General features: G+C 64.2%; 12 protein-coding genes. 5 read left to right on the top strand and 7 right to left on the bottom strand.

Annotated elements, in window-relative coordinates; translation table 11 throughout:
• The first annotated feature begins 6 nt into the window (after positions 1 to 6).
• Positions 7 to 360: a nuclear transport factor 2 family protein gene (locus IVB26_RS04165; protein WP_247970704.1), complete on the top strand. Its 354-nt coding sequence runs from the start codon at positions 7 to 9 to the stop codon at positions 358 to 360.
• A gap of 167 nt (positions 361 to 527) precedes the next feature.
• On the opposite strand, the gene IVB26_RS04160 is transcribed toward IVB26_RS04165, so the two are convergent.
• Complete coding sequence (locus IVB26_RS04160) at positions 528 to 1616, bottom strand: Zn-dependent alcohol dehydrogenase (RefSeq protein WP_247970703.1); 1089 nt, start codon at positions 1614 to 1616, stop codon at positions 528 to 530.
• 45 nt (positions 1617 to 1661) lie between these two features.
• The gene (locus IVB26_RS04155) at positions 1662 to 3446 is read right to left on the bottom strand and encodes an acyl-CoA dehydrogenase family protein (RefSeq protein WP_247970702.1); all 1785 of its coding nucleotides are present in this window, start codon (positions 3444 to 3446) and stop codon (positions 1662 to 1664) included.
• Between the two features lie 231 nt (positions 3447 to 3677).
• On the opposite strand from IVB26_RS04155, the gene IVB26_RS04150 reads away from it, so the two are divergent.
• Positions 3678 to 4379 (top strand): SDR family oxidoreductase, encoded by a 702-nt coding sequence (locus IVB26_RS04150; RefSeq protein WP_247970701.1) that lies wholly within the window; start codon positions 3678 to 3680, stop codon positions 4377 to 4379.
• Positions 4380 to 4495: 116 nt separating this feature from the next.
• Complete coding sequence (locus IVB26_RS04145; RefSeq protein ID WP_247970700.1) at positions 4496 to 5326, top strand: enoyl-CoA hydratase; 831 nt, start codon at positions 4496 to 4498, stop codon at positions 5324 to 5326.
• A gap of 225 nt (positions 5327 to 5551) precedes the next feature.
• Here the strand turns inward: IVB26_RS04145 and IVB26_RS04140 are convergent, their stop codons facing one another.
• Both IVB26_RS04140 and IVB26_RS04135 read right to left on the bottom strand, forming a co-directional pair.
• On the bottom strand, positions 5552 to 6175 hold the full coding sequence (locus IVB26_RS04140) for a GNAT family N-acetyltransferase (protein WP_247970699.1): 624 nt from the start codon (positions 6173 to 6175) through the stop codon (positions 5552 to 5554).
• A 68-nt stretch (positions 6176 to 6243) separates the two neighbouring features.
• Positions 6244 to 6447, bottom strand: coding sequence for a DUF1127 domain-containing protein (locus IVB26_RS04135; protein ID WP_247970698.1), 204 nt, complete (start codon positions 6445 to 6447; stop codon positions 6244 to 6246).
• A 110-nt stretch (positions 6448 to 6557) separates the two neighbouring features.
• Here IVB26_RS04135 and IVB26_RS04130 point away from each other — a divergent pair, with 110 nt between their 5' ends.
• The gene (locus tag IVB26_RS04130) at positions 6558 to 7457 is read left to right on the top strand and encodes a transcriptional regulator GcvA (RefSeq protein ID WP_247970697.1); all 900 of its coding nucleotides are present in this window, start codon (positions 6558 to 6560) and stop codon (positions 7455 to 7457) included.
• A 142-nt stretch (positions 7458 to 7599) separates the two neighbouring features.
• The gene (gene tcuC, locus IVB26_RS04125; RefSeq protein ID WP_247970696.1) at positions 7600 to 8931 is read left to right on the top strand and encodes an MFS transporter; all 1332 of its coding nucleotides are present in this window, start codon (positions 7600 to 7602) and stop codon (positions 8929 to 8931) included.
• Between the two features lie 128 nt (positions 8932 to 9059).
• On the opposite strand, the gene IVB26_RS04120 is transcribed toward tcuC, so the two are convergent.
• The 3 genes from IVB26_RS04120 to IVB26_RS04110 are packed head-to-tail and all read right to left on the bottom strand — an operon-like array spanning position 9060 to position 11665.
• Positions 9060 to 9473 (bottom strand): Rieske (2Fe-2S) protein, encoded by a 414-nt coding sequence (locus tag IVB26_RS04120; RefSeq protein WP_247970695.1) that lies wholly within the window; start codon positions 9471 to 9473, stop codon positions 9060 to 9062.
• Complete coding sequence (locus IVB26_RS04115; RefSeq protein WP_247970694.1) at positions 9473 to 10582, bottom strand: amidohydrolase family protein; 1110 nt, start codon at positions 10580 to 10582, stop codon at positions 9473 to 9475. The genes IVB26_RS04120 and IVB26_RS04115 overlap by 1 nt, the downstream gene beginning before the upstream one ends.
• Positions 10583 to 10606: 24 nt before the next feature.
• Entirely contained in the window at positions 10607 to 11665 is a 1059-nt protein-coding gene (locus IVB26_RS04110) for an amidohydrolase family protein (RefSeq protein WP_247970693.1), read from the bottom strand.
• Between the last annotated feature and the right edge of the window lie 139 nt (positions 11666 to 11804).

Here is an 11804-nt window from a genome sequence, read left to right as displayed (position 1 = left end):
AACATTATGGGCAACGACCTCGAACAGCTCACCGCGCTCAATCGCGACTATGTCGCCTCCGTGCAGAACTGCGACGTCAAGCGCTTCGACGAGATCCTGGCGCCGGAGTTTTACTGCTCCAATCCCGACAAGACGCTGGTCGACCGCGCAGCCTTCCTGGAGCAGACCGCGCGGCCGATCGCGATCCGCAATTTGCATGCATATGACGTCATCGTCCGCATCATGGGCGATTTCGCCATCATTCATGCCGCGACGAGCTACACCACGGCGGACGGACAGCAGGCGACCGGGCGATATACCGATTGCTGGGCGAAGAGGAACGGCAGATGGCTCGCGGTGTCGGCGCACGTGTCGCGGTGAGGTGGTAGGCCATCCTCATACTCCACTGTCATGCCCCGGCTTGACCGGGGCATCCAGTACTCCGCGGCCGTCATTGGTCCACACAATCTCCGCCACGGCGTACTGGATCGCCCGGTCGAGCCGGGCGATGACACCGAATTTGGAGCGACGCTGGCGAGCGCTGGCGCTCAGCTATCAAACATGATCACGCTGCGCAGCGTCTTGCCGGCCTTCATGTTGGCAAAGCCCTCGTTGATCTCGCTCAGCTTCAGCTTGGCCGAGATCCAGTCTTCCAGGTGCAGCCGTCCCCGCAGGTAGAAATCGACCAGCCGCGGCATGTCCACGCGAAAGTGGTTGGAACCCATCGAGGAGCCCTGGATTTTGCGCTCGCGCAGGAAGTCGAAGCCGTGCAGCTCGATCTTCTGGCCGAACGGGATCATGCCGACGATGGTGGCGGTGCCGCCGGAGGCGAGCATGCCAAACGCCTGCTCCGCGGTCTCCTTGCGGCCGAGCACCTCGAAGGAATGATGCACGCCGCCATTGGTGAGGTCGCGCACCTGCTTGACGACGTCGCCATCGGCGGGATTGATGATGTCGGTGGCACCCAGCTTGGTCGCGAGCTGGAGCTTTGCGGGATTGGTGTCGATGGCGATGATGCGGCCAGCGCCGGCGATCTGCGCGCCGTTGATCGCGGCCATGCCGACGCCGCCGCAGCCGATCACCGCAACGGTCTCGCCCGCCGTCACTTTCGCCGTGTTCACCACCGCGCCGTAGCCGGTGATGACGCCGCAGCCGATCAGCGCGGCGAGATCGAGCGGCATTTCTTTCCGGATTTTGACGATCGCGTTCTCGTGCACGAGCATCTGCTCGGCAAAGGACGAGAGATTGAGGAACTGGTGCAGCTTCTCCGGCTTCGACCATTGCATCCGGTTGGAGGCGCCCGGCAGCAGCTTAACCGTGGTGTCGGTGCAGAGTACGGTGCGGCCCGTGGTGCAGTTGTCGCAGGTGCCGCAAAACACCGACAGGCAGGTGACGACGTGATCGCCCGGCTTGACGTAAGTGACGTCGGAACCGACCTGCTCGACGACGCCGGCGGATTCGTGGCCGAGGACCGCTGGCAGCGGATGCGGATAGAGGCCTTCCATGAAGTGCAGGTCGGAATGACAGAGACCGGCGACCGCCGTGCGGATCAGCACTTCGCGCGGCCCCGGCTTCGGCAGGCTGACATCCTCGATGACCAGCGGCTGGTTGACTTCATAGAGGACGGCGGCCTTCATCGAGCACTCCCTATCGCGTTTCTTTGGTTTGAGCGTGGAAGCAGCCTACGCCGCCACAATCAGTTCGCCAACCTCGCTCATGCCTGCGGCGCGATCGCTGAGCAGCAGCGCGGCGATCTTGGCTTGCGCCGCATTTTCCGCGAGCCGGAACGGATCGCTCGCCGACACTCGATGATCGATCACGAGCCGCGACAACAGCAGCCGGCGCGCATCGCCGCGCGTCTCGTGGATACGGTGCGCCTCCCAGGCGAGCGCGACGGCGCTTGCGACATGATAGAGCAGGCTGGTGGCGCGCCGCGCATCGGATTCGTTTTCGGCCTTTCCTGCCACTTCGCGTGCGAAGCCGACAGCGCGATCGACGAGACCGCGCAAGCGGTCGCGCCAAGCCTGCGGCACCGTGGCGCTGTCGTCGAGCCGGGCGTGCAGATCAGCCGCGAGCGCGGATTCGGCGCCGTGGCGTCCGACCGCGCGCCGCAGCGCGTCGATGGCCACGATGTTGCCGGTGCCTTCCCAGACCGAGCCGAGATGGGCATCGCGCAGCAGGCGGGCGGTGGCGAACTCCTCGATATAGCCGATGCCGCCGCGCATCTCGAGCGCATCGCCGCAGACTTTTCGCGCATCGCGCGTGGCGCGGAATTTCAGCGTCGGGGTCAGGATACGCAGCAGTGCTGCCGCATCCTGGCTGCCGGCCTCGGCGCGGTCGAGTGCGTCGGCAGTGAGGAAGCTCATCGACAGTGCCTGCTCGACCGGCAGCATGATTTTCAGCATCTGTCGTCGGCCGAGCGGCAGGTCGATGATGCGCTGGCCGAACACGACGCGGTTGGTCGCGACCGTCATCGCGTCATGATAGGCGCGGCGCATCAGGGCGGTGGACTTGACGCCGTTGGACAGCCGGGACGAATTCACCATCTCGGCCATCTGCACAAAACCGCGGTCGAGCTTGCCGACCGCGTACGCGATCGCGCCTTCGAGCTTGATCTCACCCGATGCCATCGAGCGGGTGCCGAGCTTGTCCTTGAGCCGGACGATCCGGTAGTGGTTCTGCGAGCCGTCGTCGAGGAAGCGCGGCATCAGGAACAGGCCGACGCCGCGCGTGCCGGGGCCGGCACCTTCGGGGCGCGCCAGCAGCATCACCACCTTGGCGTCGGCATTCGAGCAGAACCATTTTTCGCCAGTGAGCCGCCAATGGTCGCCCTCCTGCACCGCCCGCGTGGTCAACGTGCCGACATCGGAGCCGCCCTCTTTCTCGGTCATGAACTGGCCGCCCTGCGTCAGCCTGCTCATGTCGGTCGAGGTCAGGCCGTCGAGATATTTCGCCTTCAGCGCCTCGCTGCCGAAATTCGCCAGCAGCTTGGCACAGCCGTCGGTGACGTTGATCGGACAGCCCATGCCGAATTCGGTCTGGTTGAACAGGAAGGTGAAGGCGTGCTTGGCCACGACAGGGTATTTGTCCGGCCAGCCCATGATGCCCTTGCGGAGCGAGAGCGCATGGATGCCGAATTCCCCGAACGCTGCATTCTCCAGCTCGCGATAGGCCGGGTGATATTCGATCCACTGCACGTCGCGGCCGAACTTGTCGCGCTGATGCAGCAACGGCGTGTGGCGGTCGGCGAGGCGCGCGCACTCGTCGAGACGGCCACCGGCGAGCTCACCGAGACGGTCGAGATGCGGCTCGATGTGACGGAACAGCGTGTCCGGCAGATGGATGCGCAAGAGGTCGGTGAGCGCCGGATCGGCGCGGTAGAAATTCATGCCAGTTGTATCGGGCGCCAGCAGGCCGGGTTGCTCGGCCGCGGCGTTTTTCGGCTGTGCTGTGACCGGCTTGTGCATGATCGTCCTCTATCGTTTCCGCCATGCGGACATTTTGCGCTGATTTGGCGCTTGCCGCTTTGGATGATGTCGATCATGCTCCAGCCGCGGATCGCGATAAAGCCGCAAATTGTCAGGGCGGCATGATCGCCGTGAGGGAGCAACTCGCCCTGCGGAATTGTGACCGCGCCGGCTGGTTGTTCGCGCGGCCCATGCCTAGATCAGCGTCTCCCTGTCCTAAGAGATCACGCCATGGAACATCCGAAATACAAGATCGCTCTCATCGTCGGTGCCGGCGAAGGACTGAGCGCCTCGCTGGCGCGCTTGCTGGCCGCGCAAGGCATTCGCATTGCGCTGGCCGCCCGAAAGATCGAGAAGCTTGGCGCGCTCTGCAGCGAGACCGGAGCGAAAGCCTATGCCTGCAACGCGACGGAGCCCGAGGAGGTCGAACGCCTGTTCGGCCTCGTCGAGCGCGAGATCGGTACGCCCGATCTCGTCGTCTACAATGCCAGCGGCCGCGCCCGTGGGCCGATCGTGGATCTCGTCCCGGCCGATGTCGCGCAGGCGATCGCGGTCAGCGCCTATGGCGGCTTCCTGGTGGCGCAGCAGGCGGCCAGGCGCATGCTGCCGAACAAGCATGGCGCGATCCTGTTCACCGGCGCCTCCGCCAGCGTCAAGGGCTATGCACAATCCGCCTCGTTCGCGATGGGCAAGTTCGCGTTGCGTGGGCTCGCCCAGAGCCTCGCGCGCGAGCTGTCGCCGCAAGGCATCCATGTCGCGCATTTCGTGATCGACGGCGGCATCCGCAGCGCAGCGCGGACCGAGCCGGATGACAAGCCGGATTCGATGCTCGATCCCGACGCGATCGCGCAGAGCTACTGGAACGTGCTGCAGCAGCCGCGCAGCGCCTGGAGCTGGGAGCTTGAGCTACGGCCCTGGGTGGAGAAGTTTTGAAGCCGAGATGCCGTAGGGTGGGCAAAGGCGCATGGCGCCGTGCCCACCGCAAATGACGAAACAACAAATGGTGGGCACGCTTCGCTTTGCCCACCCTACGAGAGCAGGGAGGAATAATGAGCAGCGAAATCACCATCGACACCGGCACCAACGAACTCCTCTGCGTCATCCGCGACCGCGTCGCGGTGATCACGCTGAACCGGCCGGAGGCGCGCAATTCGCTTTCGGACGCGCTGACCCCGGCGCTGCGCACGATGATCCGAAGCTGCGGCGAGAATCCCGATGTCGGCGCGCTGCTGCTGACCGGCGCGGGCGAGGCCTTCTGCGCCGGCGGCAACGTCAAGGGCATGGGCGCGCATCGCGACAAGGCGAAGCTCGAGATGCCCTTTGACGAGAAAGTCGCCGATCTCCAGGAGCGGCAACGGCTGCTGACCGGCGCGCTGGTGTCGTTGCGCAAGCCGACCATCGCCGCGCTGCCCGGCCCCGCGGCCGGCGCCGGGCTCGCCATCGCAATGGCCTGCGATATCCGCATTGCCGCGCAATCCGCCTTCGTCGCCACCGGCTATGCGCGCATCGCGCTCAGCGGCGATTACGGCATCGCCTGGCTGTTGACGCGGCTGGTCGGCACCGCGCGAGCGCGCGAATTGATGTTCACTGGCGATCGGGTCGACGCCGCGCGCTGCGAGGCGATCGGCCTCGTCAATCGCGTCGTGCCCGATGACAGACTTCAAGCCGAGGCCTTTGCGCTGGCAAAGTCGCTCGCTGAAGGCCCACGCCTGGCGCTGCGCTACATGAAGGACAATCTCGACGAGGCCGTACTGTTCGACTTCGAGACAGCGCGCGACCACGAGGCCGAACGGTTGATCCGCCTGACCACGACCGCCGATCACAAGGAGGCGGTGCAGGCGTTCATCGAGAAGCGGAAAGCGGTGTTCACGGGGAAGTAGCCGGTTCGAAAATCCCTGACCGTCACCCTGAGGCGGCCGCTTCTTCAGCGGCCCTCGAAGGGCGACGGCCCGACTGTTGCCCGGAGGAATCGAACGCTAGGAAAGCAGCGGGGCCGTTCATCCTTCGAGGCTCGCTCTGCGGGCAGCCGCAGAGCGAGCGCCTCAGGATGACGGAAGCAAAAAAAAGCCCGGCGCTGTTTCACCAGAGCCGGGCTTGCAGTGATGTCAGACCGAGGCTGAGGGGCTATCGGCCTGACGGGAAAGGGCGGCGAGGCGCCAGCTCGCGCAGGGAATGTCTTTCGGTGCGACCGCGATCTCCTTGTCGAAGCGCACCAGCTTCCAGTCATCCGGATGATTGACGAAGGCGAAACCGGATTTGCGGGCGAGCGAGAGCATGGCTTCGTTGGAGCGGAGCGTCTCGCCAAAGATATGCGCGGCGTCAAGCGCGGCGGCGCGGCATTCGAGGTTCTTCAGCAGCGCGGTGGCGATGCCGTGGCCCTGCCAGCGATCATCGACCGACAGACCGAATTCGAGTGTCGCGGTTTCGGCGTGCAGCGCGTAGCGCGCCTCGGCGACGATGGTCTCGAAGCCGTCGACCCTCATGGTCGCGACCACCGTAAAACGTTCGCGCTCGCCAATTTCAAGGAAGTCGTGCAGCAGCCCGTTTGGCAGCTCGCTGATCGCGCCGAAGAAGCGATTGTAGCGCGAGCGGGTCGAGAGCGAACGAAAATAGTGCTGAAGCTCGTCGGCGTCGCGCGGCTCGACGAAGCGAACGTTGAGCGCCTCGCCATGCCGGGTACGCAGCGTGTCCGAATATCGCTGGAGGTCTTCGAGGCGGAGGGTGCTCATGACACATGCCCTACGGAAAAGGGACCGCCGGCGCCCCTGTCTTCAGGCGGCGCCGGCCTGGCGGCCAATCAGGCCCGCCAGAAGGGCTTGTCGGCCTCGGAGGCGATATCGCTCCAGGACAGTCCGACGTCCTGGAGATCGCGCGCCGTCCATTGGGTGAGCTCGCGCCTGTTGCGATAGCGCTCGTGCCAGACGTGCAGCGTCTCACTGACCTGTTGAAACAGGTTTGGCGCATGATGATTTGTCATCGAGTTGTGGGTCAAAGTAGACATTTTCAGCTCCTGGAGCTAACTTGACCGCTAATATCTGCCTGCTGTTGCGCTGCGACAAACGACAATTTGTACCTTTTCGCATGAAATAACGTCATGTATCCTGCTGCCAAATGACTGCCAGATTGCCATCCCTGAACGGATTGCGGGCGTTCGAGGCCGCCGCGCGCCATCTCAGCTTCACGCTGGCGGCCACCGAATTGAATGTGACGCAGACCGCGATCAGCCATCAGATCCGACGGCTCGAGGAGGAGCTCGGCATCCGCCTGTTCATCCGGCAGAACCGCGCGCTGGCGCTGACGCCGGAAGCGCGCGACTATTTGCCGGGCGTCCGCGCGGCCTTCAACGACCTCCGGCTTGCGACCGACCGGTTGCTGCGCAAGGACGATGACAAGGTGCTGACCGTCTCGACCCTGGCCTCGCTCGCCGCAAAATGGCTGCTGCCGCGGCTGACGGATTTCCAGGAGCAGCATCCGGGCATCGATGTCCGCATCACCACCTCGGCCACCCTCGTCGACTTCCAGCGCGACAATGTCGATGCCGCGATCCGCTACGGCCGCGGCCAGTGGCCCGGCCTGCGCGCCGATTGGCTAATGGCGGATGAGTTGTTTCCGGTGTGCAGCCCGTCGCTGCTGCGCGGCGACAAGCCGCTGCGCCGGCCTGAAGACCTCAGACACCATCCGCTGCTGCACACCTCGAACACCAATAGCGACGATTGGCGGCTATGGCTGACGGCGGCGGGCCTGCCGGCCGACATCGCCAGGCATCCTGGCATCACCTTCGACATGATCTTCATGACCGTCCAGGCCGCGATCGACGGCATCGGGGTTGCCATGGGGCGGACGTCCTACGTCCAGGACGACATCGCCAAGGGCCGCCTCGTGGTCCCGTTCAAGATCGCGCTGCCGGCGGATGCCGGCTTCTACCTGGTCTCGCCCGAGGGCCGCCGCGAGGCGCCGAAACTGGTGGCATTCCGGGACTGGATGCTCGCTGCAACGCAAAATAAAGCCTGAAAAATCATCGGCTTCCGCGGCAAAAGCGGTTGACTTGCTTCGCCCCGCGCGGGAAGGGATGAGACAGATTGTCGCAGCTGCAATCTGCCGTCTTGCCGTGAAATCATTTCCGGTCCGGCCACGTCTTGAAGGGGAGAACGCCATGGCTGGACCAGCCACCTCAACCAATTCACCCGAGACCAAGTCGCGCATCGGCGCGATCCTGCGCGCGACGTCAGGCAATTTCCTCGAGCAGTTCGATTTCTTCCTGTTCGGCTTCTATGCCGCCGCCATCGGCAAGGCGTTCTTCCCCTCCTCCAACGAGACCGCGTCGCTGCTCAACACCTTCGGCGTGTTCTGGCTCGGCGCGTTGATGCGGCCGGTGGGCGCGATCGTGCTTGGCGCGTACATTGATCGCATCGGCCGCCGCCAGGGCCTGATCGTCACGCTTGGCATCATGGCCTTCGGCACCGTGGTGATCGCATTCTGCCCGAGTTACGCGACCATCGGCATCGCGGCGCCCGTCATCGTGCTGATCGGCCGGCTGCTGCAGGGCTTCTCAGCGGGCGTCGAGCTCGGCGGCGTGTCGGTGTATCTCGCGGAAATCGCAACGCCCGGCAATCGCGGCTTCTACACCTCGTTCCAATCAGCGAGCCAGCAGGTTGCGATCTTCGTGGCCTCCATCCTCGGCTTCATCCTGTCCGAGGTGATGCCGGCCGACACGGTCGCCGCCTGGGGCTGGCGCATTCCCTTCTTCGTCGGCTGCCTGATCATTCCCCTGATCTTCTTCCTGCGGCGGACACTGGAGGAGACGCCAGCCTTCCTCGCCATGAAGAAGCACCCCACGGCCAGCGAGGTGTTCGCCTCCGCGCTCGCCAATTGGCGCATCGTCGTTCTCGGCATGATGATTGCGATCCTAACCACGACGACGTTCTATTTCGTCACCGTCTACACGCCGACCTTCGGCAAGACGGTGCTGAAGCTGTCGACGCAGGACGCGTTGCTCGTGACCCTGCTGGTCGCGGTGAGCAACTTCATCTGGAATCCGGTCGGCGGCGCATTGTCCGACCGCATTGGCCGCAAGCCGGTGCTGCTCGCCATCGCCGGCCTCTCGCTCGTCACCGCCTATCCGGCGCTGCACTGGCTGGTGGCGGCGCCGACCTTCGGCAAGCCGCTCGCGGTCGAGATGATGTTCTCGTTCTATTTCGGCGTCTACAGCGGCACCATGTTAGGTGCGCTGGTCGAGATCGTGCCGGCGCATGTCCGCACCACCTGCTTCTCGCTTGCGTTTGCGCTCGCCGCCGCGCTGTTCGGCACCTTCACGCCGCTCGCCTCGACCTGGTTGATCGAGCGCACCGGTGACAAGGCCTCGCCCGGCTTCTGGCTGATGTTCGCCGCCCTGCTCGGCATCATCGCGGCGTCCACGGTGTATCGCGGCGGCGGCAAGTCGGTGCCGACATATGATGCGGTGCCGGAGCCCGTCGCGGGGCATTAGAGCGGTGTTATTCCGGAGCGAACTCTCATGCGCAATTGCGCATCAGAGAATCCATTTCTCCGAGCATGCCTGTTGCACGATGGATTCCGGGTTCGGTCCTGCGGACCGCCCCGGAATGACAGCGGGGGCTACAGCTCCACCACCACGTAGTCGCTCTCGACCCTGACCGTAACAGTCTCGGCGACATACGGCCCCTTCACCACGCTGGAACCCGGCTCGACATTCGCCGGATAGGCCTTCACGCGGAAGCGGCGGGGGTCGCAATAGGATTGGCCGGTGCGGATGTCGAACTCCCAGCCGTGCCAGGGGCAGCGGATGATCTCGCCGAGCTTGGTGTACTCGATCTCGCCGGGATCCCTGGATTGGGCGAGCCCGATCAGCGGGCCCTCGCACAGGGCCGCACCCTGATGCGGGCAGCGGTTCATCAGGCCGAAATATTCACCCTTGATGTTGAAGACCGCGATCGGCCGTCCGTCGATCTCCAGGAATTTTCGCGTACCCGGCGGAAGCTCATCGACCGGCGCGATGACATGCCGCGCCATCAACCAATCCCGTATAGGGCGCGCGCATTGCCGAGATAGAACGCCTCGCGATTAGCCTCGCTGACGCCCGCGGGCAAGACGCGCGAGGGCTCGTCATAGTCCCAATGCGGATAGTCGGTGGCGAACAGGAGCCGGTCCCAGCCGATCCAGTTGATGACATCGAACAAATCTTCGCGCCGTTCCGGATCCTCCATCGGCTGTGTGGTCCACCACACCTGCTCACGGATATATTCGGACGGCGGCCGCTTCACATGCGGCACCTCGCTGCGCAGGCGCTGCCACACCTTGTCGAGCCGCCACGCCAGCGACGGCGCCCAGCCGAAGCCGGCTTCGATCATCACCATCTTCAGCTTCGGGAAGCGTTCGAACACGCCTTCCAAAACAAGACTGGCCAGCGCCGATTGCTGGCATTGCGAATGTCCCACCATCTCCTCGATGTAATAGGAGGGCCAGCCCGAGGGCGTGATCGGGTTGCCGCCGAAGCCGAAGGCGTGGACACCGATGGGCAGCCCCGCCTCTTCCGCGGCCTGATAGATCGGCCAGTAGCGGCGCTGGCCCAGCGGCTCGACATTGCGGCTGAGCAGCAGCACCTGGACGAAGTTCTTGTCGCCGGCCCGCTCGCGGATTTCGGCAGCGGCCGACAAACCATCCTCATTGCCGACGACGATGGACGCCTTCAGCCGCTTGTCCCTGCTGGTCCATTTGTCGATCTGCCAGTCGTTGATCGCCGAGCACAGAGCGGCCGAGAGTTCATGATTGCGGATGCCCTGCCCGGTGTTGAGCGGATTGAGCACCCCTAACTGCACGTTGTTGGGATCGAGCAGCTGCTTCTGCATGAAGGAGAGCGAGGAGCCCTGCGGCCCGCCTTCGGGCGGATAGGCATCGCGGCGCGAGGCATTGGGCTGCGCCTTCGGATAGGGCGGGCCTTCCATCATGCCCTGATAGGCATGGACACCGTAGACTTCGAGATGATGCTGCCAGCGTTTGGCGAGATAGGGATAGAGCTCGGTGCGGGTGGCGCGGGCCGGATGGATGTCGCAATCCGCGATCGCGGTTTTCGCAGTCAGTGGGGAAGCAGCTTCGGAGCTCTCGCGGAATTGGATATTCATCGCCTTGCCTCCTTTGGCAGCGGGCTAAGTCAGGCGGGGATAGGTCGCATGCGGATTGTCGATCATGATCTTGCGCACGAGATCAGGGGTGAGACCTTCGGGCAGCGCGTTCTGGCCGTCGAACTGCCAGTGCGGATAGTCCGTGGAGAATAGGACCAATTCGTCCGACTGCATATGATCAAACAGGCGAATTAATGTCGCGTCGTCTGGCGGTGCATCAAATGGCTGCAACGAGAAGCGGATGTTGCTGCGCACAATCTCCAGCGGCGCGCGATCAACCCAAGGCGTCTCCATTCGCACCCCGCGCCAGAACTTGTGCAGGCGCCAGAGATAGGGGGAGATCCAGGAGACGCCCGACTCCAGCATCACCATTTTCAGGCGCGGATATTTGACGAACACGCCCTCGACGATCAGGCTGGTGAGCTGGGTCTGGAACGCCTGGGCCTGCCCGACATAATCCTCGATGTGATAGGAACCCCATCCCACCGCGGTCGGCGGATTGTGGTAAGCGGAACCGGCGTGGATGCCGACCGGAAGTTCCAGCCGTTCCGCGGCTTCATAGATTGGCCACAGCGCGCGCTTGCCGAGTGGCGTGTCGCCCATGACCAGCATCAGCACCTGCACGAAGCGCTTGTCCTGTGCGCAGCACTCGATCTCGGCAACGGCCTTCTCGACGCTTTGCGTCGGGATCACGATCGAGCCGCGCAGCCGCTTGTCGCGATCGAGCCATTCCCGCGCCAGCCAGTCGTTCAGCGCGCGGCAGAAGGCGGCCTGCAAATCTTCCGAAAACACCATCTGCACGCCGTAGAGCGGATTGCAGATGGCATGCTCGAGCTTGAAGGCATCCAGCACATGGCGTTGCATGTCCTCCAGGCTCTCGCCCGGCTTGCCGCTCTCGGAGCGCCAATCGGGGCGCGCCACGATGGGTGACCTCTCAGGATAGGATTGCGAGACGAGGTCGACCATGCCGCGCGTCGTCACCTGATCGCGCCAGTAATCGTTCAGGTACGGCAGCAAGCTGGTCAGATGCGGCACGGCCGGATGCACATCGCAATCCACCCCGCCCGCGATCAGGGACGCCATGACGTCTCCTTCACGTTTCCTCGTCGATTTTGTCTCTTGCCCGCCATTCAAGCAGGCCTGCCCGCCGCCCGCAACTCAGCGAGGGCAACCGGCATATGCTAGGAAGGCTGAGCACCGTTGCGGGGAAATGAGAGGTTCA

Source organism: Bradyrhizobium sp. 195 (assembly GCF_023101665.1).
GTDB lineage: Bacteria > Pseudomonadota > Alphaproteobacteria > Rhizobiales > Xanthobacteraceae > Bradyrhizobium.
Note: the sequence above shows the minus strand (reverse complement) of the source record. Positions and strands in the feature narration are given on the sequence as shown.